The organism is Alsobacter soli (genome assembly GCF_003004785.1).
Classification (GTDB): domain Bacteria; phylum Pseudomonadota; class Alphaproteobacteria; order Rhizobiales; family Beijerinckiaceae; genus Alsobacter; species Alsobacter soli.
In genome coordinates this window covers 19038-39351 of the sequence record NZ_PVZS01000029.1, presented here as the reverse complement: position 1 = coordinate 39351, position 20314 = coordinate 19038, and the positions used below count along the sequence as shown (strand labels likewise).

20 protein-coding genes are annotated in these 20314 nt (G+C 68.4%); 12 read left to right on the top strand and 8 right to left on the bottom strand.

Annotated features, from left to right (window positions below; all coding sequences use genetic code 11):
* The first annotated feature begins 90 nt into the window (after nt 1-90).
* The 7 genes from lepB (at nt 91) to SLNSH_RS20015 (ending at nt 6793) form a co-directional block, all read left to right on the top strand.
* Nucleotides 91-873, top strand: coding sequence for a signal peptidase I (gene lepB, locus SLNSH_RS20045; RefSeq protein ID WP_106339274.1), 783 nt, complete (start codon nt 91-93; stop codon nt 871-873).
* A 4-nt stretch (nt 874-877) separates the two neighbouring features.
* Nucleotides 878-1585 carry a ribonuclease III gene (gene rnc / locus SLNSH_RS20040; RefSeq protein ID WP_106339272.1) on the top strand — a complete coding sequence of 236 codons (708 nt, stop codon included), beginning with the start codon at nt 878-880 and terminating at the stop codon, nt 1583-1585.
* Nucleotides 1586-1589: 4 nt separating this feature from the next.
* On the top strand, nt 1590-2534 hold the full coding sequence (era, locus tag SLNSH_RS20035; protein WP_106339270.1) for a GTPase Era: 945 nt from the start codon (nt 1590-1592) through the stop codon (nt 2532-2534).
* Between the two features lie 234 nt (nt 2535-2768).
* Nucleotides 2769-3503, top strand: coding sequence for a DNA repair protein RecO (gene recO / locus SLNSH_RS20030; RefSeq protein ID WP_106339268.1), 735 nt, complete (start codon nt 2769-2771; stop codon nt 3501-3503).
* A 180-nt stretch (nt 3504-3683) separates the two neighbouring features.
* Nucleotides 3684-5930, top strand: coding sequence for a DNA topoisomerase IV subunit A (parC, locus tag SLNSH_RS20025; protein WP_106339266.1), 2247 nt, complete (start codon nt 3684-3686; stop codon nt 5928-5930).
* Between the two features lie 166 nt (nt 5931-6096).
* On the top strand, nt 6097-6477 hold the full coding sequence (locus tag SLNSH_RS20020) for a type II toxin-antitoxin system RelE/ParE family toxin (RefSeq protein WP_106339264.1): 381 nt from the start codon (nt 6097-6099) through the stop codon (nt 6475-6477).
* Nucleotides 6464-6793 carry a helix-turn-helix domain-containing protein gene (locus tag SLNSH_RS20015; protein ID WP_106339262.1) on the top strand — a complete coding sequence of 110 codons (330 nt, stop codon included), beginning with the start codon at nt 6464-6466 and terminating at the stop codon, nt 6791-6793. Before SLNSH_RS20020 ends, SLNSH_RS20015 begins: the two co-directional genes overlap by 14 nt.
* A 38-nt stretch (nt 6794-6831) precedes the next feature.
* Here the strand turns inward: SLNSH_RS20015 and SLNSH_RS20010 are convergent, their stop codons facing one another.
* The 5 genes from SLNSH_RS20010 to hemB form a co-directional block, all read right to left on the bottom strand.
* On the bottom strand, nt 6832-7578 hold the full coding sequence (locus SLNSH_RS20010; RefSeq protein ID WP_106339260.1) for an arginyltransferase: 747 nt from the start codon (nt 7576-7578) through the stop codon (nt 6832-6834).
* A gap of 191 nt (nt 7579-7769) precedes the next feature.
* Entirely contained in the window at nt 7770-8225 is a 456-nt protein-coding gene (locus tag SLNSH_RS20005) for an RDD family protein (protein WP_106339258.1), read from the bottom strand.
* 189 nt (nt 8226-8414) lie between these two features.
* Nucleotides 8415-9644: a threonine ammonia-lyase gene (locus tag SLNSH_RS20000; RefSeq protein WP_106339255.1), complete on the bottom strand. Its 1230-nt coding sequence runs from the start codon at nt 9642-9644 to the stop codon at nt 8415-8417.
* Nucleotides 9645-9648: 4 nt separating this feature from the next.
* Nucleotides 9649-10989, bottom strand: coding sequence for a branched-chain amino acid ABC transporter permease (locus SLNSH_RS19995; RefSeq protein ID WP_106339253.1), 1341 nt, complete (start codon nt 10987-10989; stop codon nt 9649-9651).
* A 57-nt stretch (nt 10990-11046) separates the two neighbouring features.
* Nucleotides 11047-12099: a porphobilinogen synthase gene (gene hemB / locus SLNSH_RS19990; RefSeq protein WP_106339251.1), complete on the bottom strand. Its 1053-nt coding sequence runs from the start codon at nt 12097-12099 to the stop codon at nt 11047-11049.
* 188 nt (nt 12100-12287) lie between these two features.
* On the opposite strand from hemB, the gene SLNSH_RS19985 reads away from it, so the two are divergent.
* From SLNSH_RS19985 to SLNSH_RS19970, 4 genes are all read left to right on the top strand, one after another.
* Nucleotides 12288-13376: an enoyl-CoA hydratase/isomerase family protein gene (locus SLNSH_RS19985; RefSeq protein WP_106339249.1), complete on the top strand. Its 1089-nt coding sequence runs from the start codon at nt 12288-12290 to the stop codon at nt 13374-13376.
* Entirely contained in the window at nt 13373-13801 is a 429-nt protein-coding gene (locus tag SLNSH_RS19980) for a DUF6163 family protein (RefSeq protein ID WP_106339247.1), read from the top strand. Before SLNSH_RS19985 ends, SLNSH_RS19980 begins: the two co-directional genes overlap by 4 nt.
* Before the next feature lie 181 nt (nt 13802-13982).
* Nucleotides 13983-14495, top strand: coding sequence for a transcriptional regulator LdtR (gene ldtR / locus SLNSH_RS19975; RefSeq protein ID WP_106339245.1), 513 nt, complete (start codon nt 13983-13985; stop codon nt 14493-14495).
* A gap of 686 nt (nt 14496-15181) precedes the next feature.
* Nucleotides 15182-17635, top strand: coding sequence for a hypothetical protein (locus SLNSH_RS19970; RefSeq protein ID WP_106339243.1), 2454 nt, complete (start codon nt 15182-15184; stop codon nt 17633-17635).
* A gap of 43 nt (nt 17636-17678) precedes the next feature.
* On the opposite strand, the gene SLNSH_RS19965 is transcribed toward SLNSH_RS19970, so the two are convergent.
* From SLNSH_RS19965 to SLNSH_RS19955, 3 genes are all read right to left on the bottom strand, one after another.
* Nucleotides 17679-18212: a cupin domain-containing protein gene (locus SLNSH_RS19965; RefSeq protein ID WP_106339241.1), complete on the bottom strand. Its 534-nt coding sequence runs from the start codon at nt 18210-18212 to the stop codon at nt 17679-17681.
* 91 nt (nt 18213-18303) lie between these two features.
* Complete coding sequence (locus SLNSH_RS19960; protein WP_106339239.1) at nt 18304-18732, bottom strand: hypothetical protein; 429 nt, start codon at nt 18730-18732, stop codon at nt 18304-18306.
* 299 nt (nt 18733-19031) lie between these two features.
* On the bottom strand, nt 19032-19394 hold the full coding sequence (locus SLNSH_RS19955) for a porin (RefSeq protein ID WP_106339237.1): 363 nt from the start codon (nt 19392-19394) through the stop codon (nt 19032-19034).
* A gap of 208 nt (nt 19395-19602) precedes the next feature.
* Between SLNSH_RS19955 and SLNSH_RS19950 the strand changes: the two genes are divergently transcribed.
* Complete coding sequence (locus SLNSH_RS19950) at nt 19603-20232, top strand: BA14K family protein (RefSeq protein WP_146140319.1); 630 nt, start codon at nt 19603-19605, stop codon at nt 20230-20232.
* The last annotated feature ends 82 nt before the right edge of the window (nt 20233-20314 follow it).

Genomic DNA, 20314 nt, shown 5'->3' with positions numbered 1-20314 from the left:
CGTTCGTGGCGAGGTCTATACCGCTCGCGAGCGGCCCCGGGGGCGGCTCGCGGCGATCGAGCAGCCGGCGAGCGGCTATGAGGACGTAAGATGACGGAGCCCACCCGCGTGGCCAAGACCAGCACCACCACCGAGGAAGGCGGCGTCCTCGAGACGATCAAGGTCGTCGTCCAGGCGCTCCTGATCGCCCTCGTCGTGCGCACCTTCCTGTTTCAGCCGTTCAACATCCCGTCGGGCTCGCTCATTCCGACGCTGCTGATCGGCGACTACCTGTTCGTCTCCAAGTACAGCTACGGGTATTCGAAGTACTCGTTCCCGTTCAGCCCGCCGCTGTTCAACGGGCGCATCTGGGCCGCCGAGCCGCAGCGCGGCGACATCGTCGTCTTCAAGCTGCCGCGGGACAACTCGACCGACTACATCAAGCGCGTCATCGGCCTGCCGGGCGACCGCATCCAGATGATCGACGGCATCCTGAACATCAATGGCCAGCCCATGAAGAAGGAGGTCGTCGGCAAGCAGGACGTCTCCGCCGGCGCCGGCTACCGCGACCGCGCCACCTTCTACCGCGAGACCCTGCCGAACGGCGTCAGCTACGTCATCCAGGAGCTGGACATCTACGGCAACAAGCTCGGCCGCAACACGCCGGTCTACCAGGTGCCCGCCGGCCACTTCTTCATGATGGGCGACAACCGCGACAACTCGCTGGACAGCCGCGACATGACCTCGCAGGGCGTCGGCTACGTGCCCTTCGAGAACCTCATCGGCCGCGCCGAGGTGATCTTCTTCTCGGTTTCGGAAGACGGCGCCGCCTGGAAGATCTGGGAGTGGCCCTGGACGGTGCGCTGGAACCGCCTGTTCAAGCCCGTGCACTGACCTGATGGCCGCGCGCCGCCCCAAGCCGGATCTCTCCGCCCTCGAGGAGACGCTCGGGCACAGCTTTTCGGACCGCTCCCACCTGGAGCGCGCGCTGACCCATATCAGCGCTCTGCGTGGCACGCCCTCCAACGGCCCGCACTACCAGCGCCTCGAGTTCCTGGGCGACCGCGTGCTCGGCCTGGTCGTCGCGCAGATGCTGTTCGAGGCCTTCCCCAAGGCCAGCGAGGGCGAGCTCTCGCGCCGCCTTGGCCATCTCGTGCGCAAGGAGACCTGCGCGGAGGTCGCCAAGGGCTGGGACGTGGGGCCCTACATCCGCCTGGGGCCGGGCGAGATCCAGTCGGGCCTGCGCAAGAAGGACGCCATCCTGGGCGACGTCTGCGAAGCCGTGATCGCCGCAGTCTACCTCGACGGCGGGTTCGAGCCGGCCCGCGCCCTGGTCGAGCGCGACTTCGGCCCCAAGATGAGCGAGCCCGGCCGCGCCAAGCGCGACCCCAAGACCATGCTGCAGGAATGGGCCCTGGCCCAGGCCCGGCCGATCCCCACCTACGAGGAGCGCGACCGCTCCGGCCCCGATCATGCGCCGATGTTCCGCATCGCCGCGCGGGTGGACGGCTTCCGCGAATGCGAAGGGGAGGGCCCCTCCAAGCGCATCGCCGAGCAGTCGGCCGCAGAGGCGTTCCTGCGCCGCGAAGGCGTGCTGAAGGACTGAGACCATGACCGACGCCCCCGAAGCCCTCCCGCCGGAGGACGGCGCCCTTCCCGAGCCCACGCGCTGCGGCTTCGTGGCCCTCATCGGCGCGCCCAACGCCGGCAAGTCGACGCTGATCAACGCCCTGGTGGGCGCCAAGGTCTCCATCGTCTCCCGCAAGGTGCAGACGACGCGCTCGGTCGTCCGCGGCATCGCGCTCGAGGGCGCGTCCCAGATCATCGTGGTCGACACCCCCGGCATCTTCGCCCCCAAGCGCCGCCTCGACCGCGCCATGGTGACCTCGGCCTGGGGCGGCGCCGGCGACGCCGACCTGGTCGCCCTGCTGGTCGACGCCCGCAAGGGCGTGGACGAGGAGGTGGAGGCGATCCTTGAGAAGCTGGGCGAGCTGAAGCGCCCCAAGGTCCTGATCCTCAACAAGATCGACACGATCGACCGGAGCCGCCTCCTGGCCCTCGCGCAGGACATCAACGCCCGTCACCCCTTCCGCGAGACTTTCATGATCTCCGCGCTCACCGGGGACGGCGTCGACAAGGTGCGCCAGTCCTTCGCCGCCATGATGAAGCCCGGACCCTGGCTCTACCCGGAGGACCAGGTCTCCGACGCGCCGCTGCGCATCCTCGCCGCCGAGATCACCCGCGAGAAGCTGTTCGAGCGCCTGCACGACGAGCTGCCCTACCAGTCCACGGTCGAGACCGACCAGTGGAAGGTGATGAAGGACGGCTCCGCCCGCGTCGAGCAGACCATCTTCGTGGCCCGCGAGAGCCAGCGGAAGATCGTGCTCGGCAAGGGCGGCGCCACCATCAAGGCGATCGGCGAGATGGCCCGCAAGGAGATCGCCGAGGCGGCCGAGACCAAGGTGCACCTCTTCCTCTTCGTGAAGGTGCGCGAGAACTGGGCCGACGACCCCGAGCGCTACCGCGAGATGGGCCTCGAGTTCCCGCGCGGGTGACCCCAGGTCCTCGCTGGAGAAGCGCCAACCCGCCGGATTGTTCTCCGTCATCCCCGGCGGCCTGCGAAGCAGGCCGGAAAGGGGATCCAGGGGACTGGGCGCCATGAGCAGTCGACTCGGATCAGACGCTGCCCTGGATCCCCTTTCCGCGCCTCCGGCGCGCCGGGGATGACGGCGGTGCGGACGCGGCGCCATGGCCAAGCGACGTTCCCGCGCCTGTGCTAAACCCGCGCCATGGAATGGCGCGACGAGGGCATCGTCATCGGCGTGAAGCGACACGGGGAGGGCGCGGCCCTGCTCGAGTTGATGACGCGCGAACACGGGCGCCATCTCGGACTCGTCCGGGGTGGGCGCTCGGCGCGCATGCAGCCGGTGCTGCAGGCCGGCAATTCGGTGGCGGTCGCCTGGCGCGCGCGGCTGGACGAGCACCTCGGCTCCTTCCAGGTCGAGCCGACCGCCCAGCGCGCCGCGCGGCTCATGGGCTCGCCGGCCGCCCTCTACGGCCTGGGCGTTCTCGGCGCGCTCGTCCGGCTCCTTCCCGAGCGCGACCCGCATCCCGGCCTCTACGAGGGGCTGGAGGTGATCGTGAACGCCCTCGACGACCCGGCGCTCGCCGGCCCACTGGTGGTGCGGTTCGAACTCGCCATCCTGCAGGAGCTCGGCTTCGGCCTGGACCTCGCCCAATGCGCCGCGACGGGCGTCCGCGACAACCTCGCCTACGTGTCCCCGAAAACCGGCCGAGCCGTCTCGGCTGAGGCCGGCGGGCCCTGGCGCGACAAGCTCTTGCCGCTCCCCGCCTTCCTCCACGAAGGGCAGGGCCGCCAGCTGCCCGGCCCGGACCAGTTGGCCGCCGCCTTCCGGCTCACCGGCCACTTCCTCAACCGCCACGTCTACGAGCCGCGCGGCGTTCCCGCGCCGGAGGTCCGCGCCGCCTTCCTGGCGGCGCTGCTGGCCGCCGCGCAGCGCTGAGCGCTTCAGCGCCACCCTCCCCCTCAAGGGGAGGGCGCGCCGCTGCGCGGCTGAGCTCCGCCTTGGGGAAAACCACGGCGCCGGGCCGCCGCGGGTTGCGGCGCGGCGGCTCGTTCGCTAAGCGTTCCCATTGGTCCGCCCCGTTTTGAGCCACTCCCGAACGGACCGCCGAGGATCGCGATGGGCAAGCCGGTCGAGCCGCCGCAAGGCGAAGGCGTTGAGAGCATCGATCTTCGCGAGGCGCTGGAAGAGCGCTACCTCGCCTATGCGCTCTCCACCATCATGCACCGCGCCCTGCCGGACGCCCGCGACGGCCTCAAGCCGGTGCACCGGCGCATCCTCCACGCCATGCGCCTGCTGCGGCTCGACCCGGGCACGGCGTTCAAGAAATGCGCCCGCATTGTCGGCGACGTCATCGGTAAGTTCCACCCGCATGGCGACCAGGCGGTCTATGACGCCCTGGTGCGCCTCGCGCAGGACTTCGCTCAGCGCTACCCGCTGGTCGACGGACAGGGCAACTTCGGCAACATCGACGGCGACGGCGCCGCCGCCTACCGGTACACGGAAGCCCGCCTCACCGAGGTCGCGCGCCTGCTGCTGGACGGCATCGACGAGGACGCTGTCGACTTCCGCGACACCTACAACGGCGAGGAGGAGGAGCCGATCGTCCTCCCGGCCGCCTTCCCGAACCTGCTGGGCAACGGCTCGCAGGGCATCGCGGTCGGCATGGCGACGTCCATCCCGCCCCACAACGTGGCCGAGCTCTGTGACGCCGCGCTCTACCTGATCAGCCATCCCAAGGCGACGTCCGAGCAGTTGCTCACCTTCGTGCCGGGCCCCGATTTCCCCACCGGGGGAATCCTGGTCGAGCCCCGCCACAGCATCGTCGAGACCTACCGCACGGGCCGGGGCTCCTTCCGCCTGCGCGCCCGCTGGGAGAAGGAGGACACCGGCCGCGGAACCTGGGTCGCGGTGGTGACCGAGGTGCCCTATCTCGTCTCCAAGGGCCGGCTCATCGAGAAGCTCGCCGAGCTCATCACCGAGAAGAAGCTGCCGCTGGTCGGCGACATCCGCGACGAGTCGGCCGAGGACGTGCGCATCGTCATCGAGCCGCGCGCCCGCACGGTCGATCCCTCGATGATGATGGAGTCGCTGTTCCGCCTGTCGGAGCTCGAGAACCGCATCGGCATGAACATGAACGTGCTGTCCGGCGGGCTCGTGCCCAAGGTGCTGGGCCTCACGGAAGCGCTGCGCGAGTGGCTGGACCACCGCCGCGACGTGCTGCTGCGCCGATCGCGCCACCGGCTGGCCCACATCGAGAAGCGCCTGGAGATCCTCCAGGGCATGCTGATCGTCTATCTCGACCTCGACCGGGTAATCAAAATCATCCGCGAGGAGGACGAGCCCAAGGCCGAGCTCATGCGCGTCTTCGAGCTCACGGACAACCAGGCCGAGGCGATCCTCAACACCCGCCTGCGCTCCCTGCGCAAGCTGGAGGAGATGGAGCTGAAGCGCGAGCTCGCCTCCTTGCAGGACGAGAAGGGCCAGATCGAGAGCCTGCTGGGCTCTGAGGCCACTCAGTGGAAGACGATCTCCTGGGAAATCCGCGAGGTCCGCAAGAAGTTCGGCCCCGAGACTCCGATCGGCAAGCGCCGCACCACCTTCGCGGACGCGCCGGACGTCTCGAACGTCGACTTCACCGACGCCATGGTGGAGCGCGAGCCGCTGACCGTGGTGGTGAGCCAGAAAGGCTGGATCCGCGCCCTGAAGGGGAACGTGCAGGACCTGTCGAACGTGCAGTTCAAGGGCGACGACGCCCTGCTGACCTCGTTCTTCTCCGAGACCACCGCGAAGGTCCTGGTGCTGGCCGATAACGGCAAGGTGTTCACGCTGGACGCCGCCAAGCTGCCCGGCGGCCGCGGCTTCGGGGATCCCATCCGCCTGCTGGCCGATATCGACGAGGGCGCGGAGATCATCCAGGTCTGGCAGCACAAGCCCGGCGGCAAGCTGCTGTTCTGCACCACGGAGGGGAGGGGCTTCGTGGCCGCCTCCGACGACGTCGTCGCCAACACCAAGAAAGGCAAGCAGGTGCTGAACGTGGACGCGGGGCACAAGGTCGCCTTCGCCGTCCCGGCCGAGGGCGACCACGTCGCCATCATCGGCGAGAACCGCAAGCTCCTGGTGTTCCCGATCGCTCAGGCCCCCGAGATGGCGCGCGGCAAGGGCGTGCGCCTCCAGCGCTACAAGGACGGCGGCGTCTCCGACGCCAAGGTCTTCACCCTGGCGGACGGCCTCACCTGGCTCGACACGTCCGGCCGCACCTGGACGGTGGCGCAGGCCGAACTCGCCGAATGGCTGGGCAACCGCGCCGAGGCGGGACGGCTGCCGCCGAAGGGCTTCCCGAAGAACAACAAGTTCGGGGGGTGATCACGTGCTCGTCAATGGTGACGACGGCCGAGCGAAGCGAGGCCGGACAAAGGGGCGCGGTCAATTGCTGAGCGCCGCCCCCATCACCCTGAAGCGCAAGCGAAGCGTGAAAGAGGACATTTGTGAGTTACACATAGTGTGATATTTTCAGCATTGGTTTCGCTCCGTGAGGATTTACAAGAACAAGTGGTTTCAGCGGTTTGCTCGTCGCGAGAAAATCGGAGACGCCGAACTTTGTGAAGCTGTCGATCGAGCTGCGCAGGGCTTGATCGACGCCGACTTGGGCGGCGGCTTGATTAAGCAGCGGGTCGCAAGGCCGGGCGCAGGAAAATCCGGCGGGTATCGCACCTTGCTGTTCTTCAGGGCAGCAGAGCGGGCCGTTTTCGCGTTTGGTTTCGCCAAGAGCGATCGAGATAACATCGACCATGACGATGCGGCGGATCTCCGGAAAGCAGCGAAGCTGGTCCTGGGGTTCACTCAGGATCAGATCGACAGACTGGTCAAAGCCGGAACGCTGATCGAGGTGAGACGAGATGAGCAAGGCTAGCAGCAAGACATATCGGAGTGAAATCGCCGCCGCGGTTCACGAAATGGTCGAGGGATTTCACGACGCAGGCCTCGTCGACAAACAGACCATGTGTCAATTCGATGCGTCATGCATCGCAACGGCCGAGCCGCTTCCACCCGAAGAGATCAGAGCTCTCCGCGAGCGCGAGCAGGTTTCGCAGCCGGTGTTCGCCCGCTATCTGAACGTGTCCAAGAACTTGGTCTCGGACTGGGAGCGTGGCGTCAAAAAACCGGGTGGGCCAGCGTTGCGCCTTTTGTCTGTGGTCAAGAAGAATGGGCTGAGGTCGATCGCCTGAAGAAGGCAGGTACGATCTTCGGAGCTTAGGCTCCTTCCTCACTCCACCCGCTGCCACCCGTGCGGCATCAGCCGCTCCTGGGGGGTGAAGCGCGCCTTGTAGGCCATCTTCTGGGAGCCCTCGACCCAGTAGCCCAGGTACACATAGGGCAGCCCCATCCGGCGCGCGCGCTCGATGTGGTCCAGGATCATGAAGGTGCCGAGGCTGCGCTCGCCCTCGTCCGGGTCGAAGAACGAGTAGACCATCGAGAGCCCGTCCCCGAGCACGTCCGTGAGAGCGCAGGCCAGCAGCGGACCCACGCCACGGCCGTTGATGGCCGTGTCGGGCCCGCGGCGGCGATACTCGATCACCTTGGTCTCGACGTGGGAGTCCTCGACCATCATGGCGAAGTCGAGCGCGGTCATGTCGGCCATGCCGCCTGAGGCGTGGCGCGAGTCGAGATAGTGGCGGAACAGCGAGTACTGCTCGGATGTCGGCGTGTTGTCGCGCATCTCGCCGATGAGGTTGGCGTTCGCGTCCGTCACGCGGCGCATGTTGCGCGACGGCTTGAAGTCGTCCACCACGACGCGCACGGAAATGCAGGCGCGACAGCCGTCGCACGCGGGTCGGTAGGCGATCGTCTGTGAGCGTCGGAAGCCGCCGTGGGTCAGCACGTCGTTGAGCTCCGGCGCCCTCTTGCCGATCAGGTGCGTGAACACCTTCCGCTCCAGCCGCCCGCGCAGGTACGGGCAGGCGGTCGGAGCCGTGAGGTAGAACTGCGGCTGGTCACGTGACTGCGTCGTCAACCCGCGGTTCCTTGGTGAGGAGCGCCGGCGTCGTGGGACGCCCAGCGCCGATCGGGGCTCAGGATAACATCCGGCCGGGCAGCCTCAAGCTGAAGCGCGACGGTAGGCACATCCCATAAGGGATGCCCCGACGCATGGAAAGTCTGCCCACCTCGAACGAAGGAATCATGCGCCGGCCCATTCGCCCTGGCCTAGGTTCCGCGGCGGACCGCGATCAGGCCCGACAGCAGGTCGTGCAGCATGCGCCTGTCCGCCCGCACGAGACCGAAGAGGAGCACGAACGGAGTCAGCGTCGAGATGCTGACGTAGAAGAACACCGCGTGCACGGCGGCCACGATGAACGGCGCGGTCTGGCCCGAGGTGGTGCGCAATTCGACGCCGAACATGCGTTGCCCGATGGTGCCGCGCGCTGGACCGGACACGGTGACGCCGCTGTAGATCACGGCCACGATCGGCCACAGGGGCGCGAGAAGCATCCAGCTCAGCCCGAAGGTGAGGAAACCCAGGATCACGAGCGCCACGGCGAAGATCGCCCACAGGATGCCGATCACGACGAAGTCGACCAGCCAGGCGCCGATCCGCCCGGCGAGCACGCCGGACGTGTCCCCCTGCGGCAGGGCGGTGTAGATGACGGGTTGAGCAGGCATCGCGGTCCTTTCACGGCCGCAAAGGACGGCCGGCCGATGATGTGGCCCCGGGGAGGGCGCTGTTCAAGATTCCCGTCGCTCACGCCTCATCGCGTCATCGCGAGCGCAGCGAAGCGATCCAGCCGTTGAGCCTCGCCGCTCTGGATTGCTTCGTCGCTGCGCTCCTCGCAAAGACGGGAGGAGGAGCCCTCACGCGCTGCGGCGCTCGATCACCTTGGGGGCGAGCCCGTCGGCGGCGAGCGCCGCCAGCACCTGGCGCGTATGCGCGGCGTCGCGCGTCTCCACGGTCACGTCGATGGTCACGCCCTTCGCCGGCACGTCCAGGAAGAGGCGTCCATGCGACACCTCCAGGATGTTGGCGCCCAACTCGCCCAGCCGCGACGCGATGGCGCCCAGCAGCCCCGGCCGGTCCGCCGTCGTGATGCGGAAGGACGAGATGCGCTCCTCCCGCTCCAGGGTGCGCACCATGATGCCGGCGAGCAGCCGGGCGTCGATGTTGCCGCCGCACAGGATGAGGCCGACGTTCAGGCCGCGGAAGCGCGCCGGCTCCGCCAACAGGGCGGCGAGACCCGCCGCGCCGGCGCCCTCGGCCATGCTGCGCGCCAGGGTGGCGAAGCAGCTCACGCCGCGCTCGATGGCCGGCTCGTCCACGAGCAGGATGTCCTCGACCAGGTCGCGCACGATCGGCAGCGTCAGCTGCCCCACGGTCTTGACCGCGATGCCCTCGGCCAGGGTGGGGCCGCCGATCGGCCGGTTTTCGCCCCGGATGGCGTTCACGAAGGAGGGGTAGAGCGCCGCCTCCACGCCGATCACCCGGATCGAGGGCTTCAGCGCCTTGGCGGCGACCGCGTTGCCGGCGCAGAGCCCGCCCCCGCCGATGGGGATCACCAGGAGGTCCAGGTCGGGATTCGCGGCGAACATCTCCAGCGCGATCGTGCCCTGGCCGGCGATCACGGCCGCGTCGTCGTAGGGGTGCACCAGCACGAGGTCGCGCTCGAGGCGCAGCGCCTCGCAGCGGTCGCGGGCCTCGACCAGCGTGTCGCCGTGCAGCTCCACCGTGGCGCCGTACGAGCGGGTGTTTTCCACCTTCACCAGCGGCGTCGTCGCCGGCATCACGATGGTGGCCGGCACGCCGAGGCGGCTGGCGTGGTAGGCCACGGCCTGGGCGTGGTTGCCGGCCGACATGGTCACCACGCCGCGCGTGCGCTCCTCCGGCGTCAGCTGCAGCAGTCGATTCAGGGCCCCACGCTCCTTGAAGGAGCCCGTGGACTGCATGTTTTCGTATTTGACGAAGATGTTCGCGCCCGTCGCCGCGGAAAGCCTGGGCGATGGCAGCATGGGCGTCTGCAGGATCTGGCCGGCGATGGCGGCGGCGGCGGCCCGGATGTCATTAAGGGAAACGTGTTGCGAAATGGTCATCGGCTTAAACCCGTCTCGGAAGGAGGTCGCGCCAGCCGAACAGCCCTCCGGGGCGCAGCGCCAGCGTGATGCTGAGCAGGGCGTAGATGGCGATGTCCCTGGACTCAAGCGGCATGGTAGCCGACCACAGCGCCTCCGCCAGCCCGATCACCACCCCGCCGGCCAATCCGCCGCCCACCGAGCCGATGCCCCCGATGACAGCCGCCACCAGGGCCTTGAGGCCGAGCGTGAGGCCATAGCCGTAGCCCACCCCGCCCCAGTAGGCGGTGATGATGAAGCCCGCCAGGCCGGCCAGCGCCGCCGACACCGCGAAGGTGAGCAGGAAGATCCCGCGCGGATCCACCCCGAACAGCGCCGCGGTCCGTGGGTCGTCCGCGAAGGCCCGCCACGCGCGCCCGAAGCGGGTGAAGCGCATGGCGAGCAGCAGGGCGACCGCGGCCAGCAGGGCGAGAGCGCTGACGATCAGCGCGATGGGCGTGACCGTGGCGACGAAGTCCCCGCCCCGCACCAGCGGCAGGGGGGCGTTCAGCACCGGCGAGGTCCAGCGCAGGTCGTTGCCCTGGGCCAGCCGCTGGAACTCGGAGAGGCCCATCATCAGCCCGGTGGTGGCGATGAGGATGGGCAGCCCCGGCCCCGAGATCAGCGGCGCCACCACGAGGCGCCCGCTCGCCATGCCGAACACGCCGGCCGCGTAGATGGAGAACACGGCGGCCAGCGCCAGGCCCGCGAAGGGCGTCCGCGCCCCGAGCTGGACCATGAGCGTCATGCCGAGCAGCGCGCCGTAGCCCCCGATCGCGGCGATCTCCCCGAACCCGAACACGATGCGTCCGACAAGGCCGTAGATGAGCGAATAGGCCGCCGCCAGCAGGCCGTAGATGGCGGCCTGGGGCAGGGCCCCCAGCGCCTGCTGGAGGCCGTAGGCGACGGGCTTGGACACGGTCGGCAGGGCAAGGGCGTCGAGGCCGCCGGGGTCGTCCAGCGCGGCGTCGGCCTGCGACAGGTAGAACCGGCGCAGGAAGAACATCGCGGCTTCGCCGAGCTCGCCCTGCTCAGTGGCGACGCCCGTGAGCTCCTGCCGGTTGCGCGACAGCGAGTCCCCGGCGAAGCGGCACTGGATGAAGCGTGTCCGCGGCGGCTCGTCCGGCGGCTGGGCGCGATACACGATCCGCAGCCCGCGCCGGTCCTCCGAAGGCGTGATCCGCCCCAGCGCGAACGTGCTCCCGGCGGGGTTGATGGCCGGGATGACCTCCCGGCACAGGCGCGCCTGGTCGGCGTCGATCAGGGTCGAACAGCTGGCGAGCGCCAGAAGGAGAATCGCCGCGAGGGCGGCGGGCAGGCGGAGCATCCCGGCAGGATAACCGGGCCCGCGGCGCTGTCACGGGCCGGTTGCGGTCGGCCCGCGTCAGCGGTGCTTCAGCTTCTCCGCCACGCGCGGGGCGAAGTAGGTCAGGACGCCGTCGGCGCCGGCCCGCTTGAAGGCGAGCAGGCTCTCCGTCATGGCTTTCTCGCCGTCGAGCCAGCCGTTGTTCGCGGCCGCCATGATCATCGCGTACTCGCCGGACACCTGGTAGGCGAATGTCGGGACCGCGAAGGTCTCCTTCACGCGCCGGACGATGTCGAGGTATGGCATGCCGGGCTTCACCATCACCATGTCGGCGCCCTCGTCGAGGTCGAGCGCGACCTCGCGCAGGGCCTCGTCGCCGTTGGCGGGATCCATCTGGTAGGTGCGCTTGTCGCCCTTGAGCAGCGCGTTGCTGCCCACCGCGTCCCGGAAGGGGCCGTAGAAGGCGGAGGCGTACTTGGCCGCGTAGGCCATGATCTGCACGTCCCCTTTGCCGGCGGCGTCCAGCGCCGCGCGGATTGCGCCGACGCGCCCATCCATCATGTCGGAGGGCGCGACGATGTCGCAGCCCGCCTCGGCCTGGTTCAGGGCCTGGCGCACGAGAACGGCGACGGTCTCGTCGTTGAGGATGACCTCGTCGTCCATAAGCCCGTCATGGCCGTGGCTGGTGTAGGGGTCGAGCGCCACGTCGGTCAGGATGCCGATGTGCGGCACGGCCTTCTTCACCGCCCGGCACGCTCGGCACACGAGGTTCTCGGGGTTGAGCGCCTCGTTCCCCTCGGCGTCGCGCAGCGACTTCTCCGTGTAGGGGAACAGCGCGATGCAGGGGATGTCGAGCGCCGCGGCCCGCTCCGCCTCGCGCACGATCTCCTCCACGCTGAGCCGCTCCACGCCCGGCATGGAGGCCACCGGCACGCGCGTGTTCTGGCCCTCGACGATGAACATCGGCCAGATCAGGTCGTCGGCGGTCAGCACGTTCTCCCGCACCAGCCGGCGCGCCCATTCGGACTTGCGGTTGCGCCGGGGGCGGTGCGTCAGGTCGAGCCTGGCGGACGCTGGAGCCGGTTCGGCCTTCGCGGCAGGGCTCTGGAACGGTGTGACCCGGGACGCCATGGGCGCGGTCCTCCGAGATCTGGGGGTGCATCTTGGAAACGTTCTGAACGGTGGAGTAGCACCGTCGCGCCCCGCCCGGAAGCGGCCATGCGCCGCGCCCGCAATTCTACGCATGGGTGCGTTGACGCCGCGGACGCCGCGGGCTTCACTCCGCGCCCTTCCGCCAGCCTTCAAAGCGAGCCGCCTGCATGTCCGATTCCAAGCCGACGCCGTCCGCCGGGACCGAGCCCGAAGCGATCTGCGAGAAGCGCGGCGCGGCGGGCGTCATCACGCTCAACCGTCCCAAGGCGCTGAACGCCGTCACGCTCGGGATGGTGCGCCTCATCCGGGCCGCGCTGGAGGAATGGGCTCATGACCCTGCGGTCACCCGCGTCGTGATCATCGGCGCGGGCGAAAGGGCCTTCTCGGCCGGCGGCGACATTCGCCAGCTCTACGACCTCGGCAAGGCCGGGCGGCAAGCGGAGGCCCTGACGTTCTGGCGGGAGGAATACGTCCTCAACTGCCTGATCGACGCCTACGCCAAGCCCTACGTGGCGCTCATCGACGGCATCGTCATGGGCGGCGGCGTCGGGGTGTCCCTTCATGGCAGCCACCGGGTGGCCGGCGAGCGCTATCTCTTCGCCATGCCCGAGGTGGGAATCGGCTTCTTCCCCGACGTGGGGGCGACCTACGCGCTGCCGCGCCTGCCGGGAGAAAGCGGAACCTGGCTGGCGCTCACCGGGGCCCGGGTGAAGGCGGCCGACGCCCTGGCGCTGGGCCTTGCGACCCACACGGCCGCCTCGGCGAGCTTCCCGACCATCCTGGACGACCTCGTCGCGGGCGAGCCGGTGGATGCGGTCCTGACCAGGCACGCCAAATCCCCGGGCGAGGCGCCCGCCATGGCGAACTTCGCGGAGATCAACCGCTGCTTCCTGGGCCTGAGCGTCGGCGAGATCCTCGAGCGCCTCGACGGCGCGGCTGCGGCCGGGTCGTCCTTCGCCGAGGATGCGGCGGCCGTGATCCGCTCCAAGTCGCCGACCAGCCTGTCCGTGGCGCTGGAGCAGATGCGCCGCGGCAAGGCCATGAGCTTCGCCGAGGCCATGCGCGCCGAGTTCCGCATCGTCTCCCGGATGGTGGACACGCCCGACTTCTACGAGGGCGTTCGGGCCGCGGTGATCGACAAGGACCAGTCCCCGAACTGGTCGCCGGCTGCGCTGGCGCAGGTTTCGCCCGAGATGGTCGCCCGTTACTTTGCGCCCCTCGAAGAAGAGCTGAAGATCCCGGAGGCCCTGTCGTGAGCTTCGACCAGCAACGCGGATCCTCCGCTCCGGATACGCACCCGGAGGGCAGCTCGATCGCCTGGGATTACGTGCTGGTCGTGTTCATGCGCGTGATGGCGGCCATCTGGGTCGCGAAGGGCCTGTTCTACTGGCTCACCATCCTGGGCGTCGGCCCGCACGGCGCCAGTTTCGACGCCCTGGACCCGGCCGGCCGGGCCGTGGTGATCATCTTTTCCGTGCTCGATCTCGTGGCCGGCGTTGGCTTGTGGCTGACCAGCACCTGGGGCGGGGTCATGTGGCTGCTGGCCGTGATGAGCCACCTGCTCGTCGGCGGCCTCGCGCCCGCCTTGCCGCACCTGCTTGGCGTCATCGGCGTCGCCGCGGAATCCGTGGCGGTCCTGGCCTATATCGCCCTGTCCTGGCTGGCGGCCCGAGATGTTTAAAGATCGTTAGGTAAACGGTCTGTCAAACTAGTCAATGCGCAGCATTTAAGTTCGATTTACCTCGAAATTGTGAACATTCGATTCATCTCGTTGCTTAAGCGGCCTTTTAGAGGATGCGGCTAGTTTTGCTATCAACGAAGCCGGGATCACTCGGCAAACAGGGATAGCAGCGAGGCTCAACATGAATACCGCCGTGAAAGCCTACGAGGTTCAGGACAAGTCTTCCCCGGCCGGCGAAGTTCGTCCGCTCTATATCGAGGCGCTGACGCTGGTGGAGCGTCTTCACCGCCGCCTGCTCGACGTCATCAAGGACGAGTTCGACCGTCGCGGCCGCTCGGACGTCAACAGCGTCCAGGCCCTTCTGCTCTACAACATCGGCGACAAGGAGCTGACCGCCGGCGAGCTGCGCACCCGCGGCTACTACCTTGGCTCCAACGTCTCCTACAACGTCAAGAAGCTGGTCGAGATGGGCTACCTGCACCACGCCCGCTCGCGGGTGGACCGTCGCTCGGTCCGCATCAGCCTCACGGAGCAGGGCCGGGAAGTGCATGACATCGTGAAGGGCCTGTACGACAAGCACGTCCGCACGGTGGAGCAGATCGGCGGCATCTCGTCGGACGAGTTCAAGATCGTCAACACCGCCCTGAGCCGGCTCGAGCGCTTCTGGACGGACCACATCCGCTATCGCCTCTGAGCAGTCGAAAAGGCGAGGCGGTCCGCCGCCTTCCACGACCCGGGGCCGCGCCCCGGCCAAGGCCCCGGTCCCACGCCGGGGCGCTTTCTTTTTGCGTCGCCCGCGAGCATGTGGACGAGCCCCGGGGACATCCAGAAACTTGGATCATCCCAGCTTCCGCCGTCATCCCCGGGCTTGTCCCGGGGATCCACGCCTCGCCAGCGACGTGGATAGCCGGACAGGCCCGGCCATGACTGATGTACGTCCTTGCGAGCGCAGCGAAGCCATCCAGGGGCCGCCAGGCGCAACGGCCCGCTTGGCCACCTGGCTCGCTTCGTCGCTGCGCTCCTCGCGATGACGGGGCAAGGCGTTGCCGCCCATTCAACGCGCGCCTTCCCCTCACCCGTCCCGCCGTCTTTGCGAGCGCAGCGAAGCAATCCAGGGGCCGCCAGGCGCAACGCAACGGTCCCGCGCGGCCCCCTGGATGGCCTCGTCGCTGCGCTCCTTGCAAGGACGGGAGACGGCCCTACGGCCGATTCAGCAAACGACCGCGCCGTTGGCAGGGGGGCTGGCTCCTCGCCAACCCGGGGCCGGGGCGCCCGCCCCTCCCACCGCACTACGTAGACAGCTCCGTAGTCGGCGCGGATTGATGGTCATGGTGAACGAAGTCTTAAACGGACCCAAAAAATTCTACTGAAAGGTTCGTCATGAGCACCAGTTCGGCCTCGCACACGCGCGCCAAGACGACGACGACAGCCGCCTCCCACGTCGCCGCCCCTCAAACTGTGCAGCCCGTAGCCATCAAGCAGCTCGTGGTGCGCGGGGTCCCGCCCCATGGCAAGGTGGTGATCAAGACCGCCGGCGGCGTTATCGCCACAGGCCAGGCCGATGAATACGGGGTGGTCAGGATCAAACCGCCCCAAGGCCAGGCGTTTCCGAAGAGCGCCGTGGTCGAGGTTCACGGACGCGACACGGGCCAGCCTGCTTCATCGTTCGCGTTCAACCATGTGTTTGGAGCCGAAGGCGCCCAAAGCGTCTCGTGGGACGGCGCTCTCTTCAGCGTCGGATCCAGCCTGTCGACCCAGTGGGCGACGGAGGTGATCGACGTCAGCGATGTGCATGCGAAGCTCCGTCGCGGCACACAGGTCGTCGGCTTCAGCCCTCCGCCGCCCGCGGTCGAGTACCTGAAGGTGCTCGGCGTTCCCCGCGGGGGCTCCGTCGAGGTCAGGAACGCGGCCGGGGCCATCGTCGCCCGGGCCGATGGAGTGACGAGCGGCGCCGCCGTGCTGACCCCTATCGGCAAGGGAGCGTTCCCGCCCATGGTCACCGTGCGCATCGTGCCGCACAGCATCGTGGAGGGAGTGAGCGGCGATAAGGCGGCCGTGTCGTTTGGCCATGTCTTCGGCAGCCGCGGACGCCAGGGTGTCCAGTACGATGGCCGCTCCTTCACGCTGAACCAGGCCTCGAGCGGCAAGCCCGGCCAGGCCGGCGGCATGGACACGATCGACTTCCGCGATTTCTACGCGAAGGTCGGCGACAGGAGTGATATCGGCTTCGTTCAGGCGCCCGCCGCCGCAGGAGCCGTGCGCGGCATCAAGGGGCACGGCGATAAAGCCTGGTGGCGGACCATGGAACTCACGGTCGTAGCCTCGTTGCTGCGCCTGACGGCGAACCAGTTTCGGATACAGGTCCACGGTCCACTCGCTAACCTGCTGTTCGGTGCATTCCAACAATCGCCAATCAGTCAGGAGGGGCTCATCAACCTCGAGTTCGCAAGGCTTGGGCGAATTTGGACGGACCACCGTCCGGCCAGTTATGGCCCGCTCGTGGAAACCTATCGCCTACTCGCCTTGCAATTCATGCGCAACAGCCCTGTCGCAGCGAGTGGTCTGATCACGCTGATCAACAATCTCGGGCCCGAGGGGCTCATCCGGCACTATGGCGAACTCCACCCCGAGCAGATGAGTCGGCTAGTTGTGGATTCCATGGTTGCCGCCAATCCCAATTGGTTGAGCGATATGGCCGTGGGACGAACGACCGATGATGAAATTCGGTCTCTCGCTCGGCTGACCTATGCCGCTAGCGGCGGCACGGATGAACGGGCGAATGCAGTCGCCGATGCGTTCATCAGCTGGGCCCGCAACCACCGCGAACTGCGGCCAGCCATGGCCCGGTATCTCGGCGAACACGGCTTCTACCTTCCGATGCGGGCGGCGAGTCCGTTCGACCCCCCTAACCCCCGGACTGAAGTGCTGGCGGCCATTCTGCCCTTTGTTCCGGTGGCGGGATCCGAGTCTCGCGCTTCCACCTCGAGCGCTGTACACCCGGCCAACCCGGTCCCTCTCGATCCGCATACTCTGCAGCTCTATGCGGATACGCTTGCTCGCATTCCGGCTAACCAATCCGGATTGGTCACGCACTTCCTCCGCAGCTTCGCGGCTTCCCCAGGCGCCATGCAGAGCATGCACGGCCCCCAAGCCAGCGTGCAGCTGTTTATGCGCCTTGCCGTTGAGGTGAATCCGAGGTTGCGCAACGATTTCTTTCGAGGATACAGCACCCTTTTTCAAACAATCACACGCGATTTCGCTAGGTTCATGGGGTCGTCAGACCAGGATGCCCGCTGGTGGACCGTGCGGACCATAGATACCTTGAATTGGATCCGTACGGCGATGCCTGCGGCCTTACGGCAGGAAACGATGCAGAGGTTGTGGGACACTGTCATGTCAGATGGTCCTATCCTTCAGGGGTCGAACGCCCTGGCTAGCGTCTTTCCAGCTTGGGAGGAGAGGCGGCGTGAGTTCCATGCAGACCATGCCCAAAGGATCACCGATACGCAACTGAACGGTATGCGTCATCTCTCCCTCCTTTTCGAACGGATCGCGGACTCCCTTCAGCATCATCGCCCGCTTAACGACTTACAAAACCGGTTGCTGAACATGGCTGCATTTCTTTTCGGTCGTAGGACCGACCAGGAACTTGCGGACGCTATGCGGAATGCTTCGCCATATTTCGCGCAGCTACTCATGACGGCGACTGGCCTGCGAATGTTTGGCGTGCAACCCGTAATCGATTTTCTTGGGACGCACCTCGGATACTTGGACGATCAGGAAAAAAGTCAACTCGCCGGGATTCTTCCTTACCGCGACCGGAACCGCTCATAACCGCCCGGCTGATCGGTGATGGTCAGCCGGGGGAGCGCCTCGCTCAATCCGGGCGCTTGTGGATCGGGTCGACCCAATACACGGACTCGGGCTTCTCCACCGGGTCCACGTCGGTGATGTTCACCACGACAGCCTCGTTGTCCGACCGCACGAGCACGCATTGCAGCGGCTCGTTCGGATCGGCGTTGATTTCCTGGTGCGGGACGTAGGGCGGCACGAAGATGAAGTCGCCCGGGCCGGCCTCGGCCACGTATTCGAGCCGGTCGCCCCAGCGCATGCGCGCCTTGCCGCTCACCACGTAGATCACGCTCTCCAGCGCCCCGTGATGGTGCACGCCCGTCTTGGCGTTGGGCTCGATCGCGACCGTGCCGGCCCAGATCTTCTGCGCGCCGACCCGCGCGGCGTTGATGGCGGCCTGCCGGAACATGCCCGGCGTCTGGGCCGTGTTGGCGTCGAGCTGGTCGCCCTTGATCACCCGCACGCCGTCATGCTTCCAGCGCGGGGCCTCGTGGGCGTGGTCGTGGCCGCCGTGCTCGTGATCGTGGTGATGGTTGTGCGAATGGTCGTGGGAGCACATCGGGGGACGCCTGCAGGTTCGGATTCGGCGCGACCCTACGCCGGTCCATTGGGGGTGGCAAACCAGGCTGCCCGCCCGGCCCGCCGGGCCGTCATCCGCGGACGCGTCCCGGGGACCCCCGAACCGCCTTCCCCTTCATTGCGAGCCGAAAGCGAAGCAATCCAGCGGGACCGGGGGCCAGTTCGTCCCCGATCGTGTCCTCGTTGGGCTCCCGGCCCAGAACCGTCCGGCCACCGCCGAGCGATGCGGCCCAGACTGCCTGCGCTTTGCGGGCGGGCGCTGCCGCCTGGGTTCGCGCCGCCCCGGGCAGCGTGGGGATCAGCGCCAGTCCGAAGCCGAACAGGGCGAGGCCTGGCCAGACGGGGAGGGGAGCAAGGTCCAGGGCTTGCGCCCACATCAGGGCCCAGCCAGTCACGGCCGAGCCGACCGCCATCCCGGTCCGGGTGAGGCGCCGCCGCAGGCCGGAGGCGGCCGATCGGGCCACCTGGCGCGGGAACGCTGATAGGGGCTCGCAATCCATCGCAGGGCCGCCGGAAAGGCGCAGGGCGCGCTCGTCGGCATAATCCGGCCGCGGTCGGACCGTTCCGCCGGGCGGCGCCCTGCATGGGTTCTTCTCATGGCTGCGCCACGCCAGGCGCATCGCGCAGGCCGCGGACGTGCGGTATGGGACGACCCCGCGCAAAAACCCACGAGCCCGCCGTGACCGGCGCCTCCATTCCCGTTCCGTCCGCCTTCGCCGCCCAGGCGCTGATCGGTCCCTCCGACTACGACGCCCTGTACCGCCGATCGCTGGACGAGCGTGCTGGGGGCGCAGGCGCGTCAGCGGACGGGGTCGGAGGCGAGCGCGCCCGCGCGGCGGGACACGCCCACGCGCACATAGGCGCGCACCGGGCCCGCCTCCGTCTGGGTGCGCGCGTCCACGAAGGCGCGCCCGGTCACGGCCGTGCCCGTGCTCGCCTGCCCGCGCGCGCGAGGCTGCGCGTAGCCGCCCTCGTAGCGTACGCGCCCGCCCACGCGCGCGCACGCGCCCCCGGGCAGGCTCACGAACCCGGCGCCCATGCTCGCGCAGGCGCGCATGGCCGCAGGGGAGGGCGCGCCCTCGGGCGCCGCGGCGGCCGGCCCCGCGAGCGCGAGCGCGGTCGCAAGACAAGCGAAACGGATCGAAGCGGGCGTCAACGTCATGGCGGCATCGTAGCAGCGGCGCGGAAGCGGGCCAAATTACAAGGTGGACAGGACCGCCCTCGTGTCCTCCGGCCTGGGCGCGGCGATCGTCGAAGGTTTTTCGCAACAGGTTCCGACAATGTTCGGGAACCGACGCCAAGTGTTCTTGTTGATCCACCGGGACGCCGGACAACAACGTCACGGCGCGGAATTGATGCAGAGCGCTGCCATGAGCAATGGTGCCAAGATCATCGTGCAAATCGTGCGGACGCTCGGCCTTCTCGTGTTCATGGCGACGTGCATCGGCGTCGGGTACCTGGCGCTTGTCACCCATTTCCCAAGTTCCGAAGGACCAACCGCGGACGCGGGCAAGATCGGCCCGGTGCTGACCCAGCCCAGGCCTGCCCCCATTGTCCCGGTCAAGACCGAGCCGGCGCCCCGGCAGGACGCCCCCGCCACGCAGGCCGCGGCCATTCCGGCGCAGCCCGCCCCTGGACCCGCCGCCGTCCCGGCCCCGCCGGCGCAGGCCGCCGCGGCTGCTCCCCCGGAGCCTGCTCCCGTGATTCCGGCGGCCCCGGCCGCGCCCTCGCGGCGCGCCTGGATGGCCGCGGACGCGGCTGAGCTCGAGACGGGCGCCCTGGCTCCGTCCGCCGGGACGCCCCGGCTGGAGGAGCTGACCCCCAGGCAGAGGAAGCGCCTGCGCCGCGCCGCGCTCGCCCAGGAAGCCGGACCGGCTCGCCGCTACGCGCCGGGCTCGGCCGGCTGCGAGCACTACAGGTCCTTCGATCCCGTCTCGCAGACCTACAGGAGCTTCGACGGGCGCATCCGGGAATGCCGCGTCCAGTCCGCCTCGCGCTGACGCGGCGGCTGACAGCGTCCGGTCGCCCGCGACCGTCATCCCGCGCCGAAGGCGCGGGAAGGGGATCCAGAGGGGCTGGTGC

What these genes read in the sequence shown, in the direction of transcription:
- recO (WP_106339268.1), top strand. Translation starts at nt 2,769, where the DNA reads ATGGAATGGCGCGACGAGGGCATCGTCATCGGCGTGAAGCGACACGGG.
- era (WP_106339270.1), top strand. Translation starts at nt 1,590, where the DNA reads ATGACCGACGCCCCCGAAGCCCTCCCGCCGGAGGACGGCGCCCTTCCC.
- lepB (WP_106339274.1), top strand. Translation starts at nt 91, where the DNA reads ATGACGGAGCCCACCCGCGTGGCCAAGACCAGCACCACCACCGAGGAA.
- rnc (WP_106339272.1), top strand. Translation starts at nt 878, where the DNA reads ATGGCCGCGCGCCGCCCCAAGCCGGATCTCTCCGCCCTCGAGGAGACG.
- SLNSH_RS20000 (WP_106339255.1), bottom strand. Translation starts at nt 9,644, where the DNA reads ATGACCATTTCGCAACACGTTTCCCTTAATGACATCCGGGCCGCCGCC.
- SLNSH_RS20005 (WP_106339258.1), bottom strand. Translation starts at nt 8,225, where the DNA reads ATGCCTGCTCAACCCGTCATCTACACCGCCCTGCCGCAGGGGGACACG.
- parC (WP_106339266.1), top strand. Translation starts at nt 3,684, where the DNA reads ATGGGCAAGCCGGTCGAGCCGCCGCAAGGCGAAGGCGTTGAGAGCATC.
- SLNSH_RS19955 (WP_106339237.1), bottom strand. Translation starts at nt 19,394, where the DNA reads ATGACGTTGACGCCCGCTTCGATCCGTTTCGCTTGTCTTGCGACCGCG.
- ldtR (WP_106339245.1), top strand. Translation starts at nt 13,983, where the DNA reads ATGAATACCGCCGTGAAAGCCTACGAGGTTCAGGACAAGTCTTCCCCG.
- SLNSH_RS19985 (WP_106339249.1), top strand. Translation starts at nt 12,288, where the DNA reads ATGTCCGATTCCAAGCCGACGCCGTCCGCCGGGACCGAGCCCGAAGCG.
- SLNSH_RS19970 (WP_106339243.1), top strand. Translation starts at nt 15,182, where the DNA reads ATGAGCACCAGTTCGGCCTCGCACACGCGCGCCAAGACGACGACGACA.
- SLNSH_RS19965 (WP_106339241.1), bottom strand. Translation starts at nt 18,212, where the DNA reads ATGTGCTCCCACGACCATTCGCACAACCATCACCACGATCACGAGCAC.
- SLNSH_RS19960 (WP_106339239.1), bottom strand. Translation starts at nt 18,732, where the DNA reads ATGGATTGCGAGCCCCTATCAGCGTTCCCGCGCCAGGTGGCCCGATCG.
- SLNSH_RS19995 (WP_106339253.1), bottom strand. Translation starts at nt 10,989, where the DNA reads ATGCTCCGCCTGCCCGCCGCCCTCGCGGCGATTCTCCTTCTGGCGCTC.
- hemB (WP_106339251.1), bottom strand. Translation starts at nt 12,099, where the DNA reads ATGGCGTCCCGGGTCACACCGTTCCAGAGCCCTGCCGCGAAGGCCGAA.
- SLNSH_RS20015 (WP_106339262.1), top strand. Translation starts at nt 6,464, where the DNA reads ATGAGCAAGGCTAGCAGCAAGACATATCGGAGTGAAATCGCCGCCGCG.
- SLNSH_RS19950 (WP_146140319.1), top strand. Translation starts at nt 19,603, where the DNA reads ATGAGCAATGGTGCCAAGATCATCGTGCAAATCGTGCGGACGCTCGGC.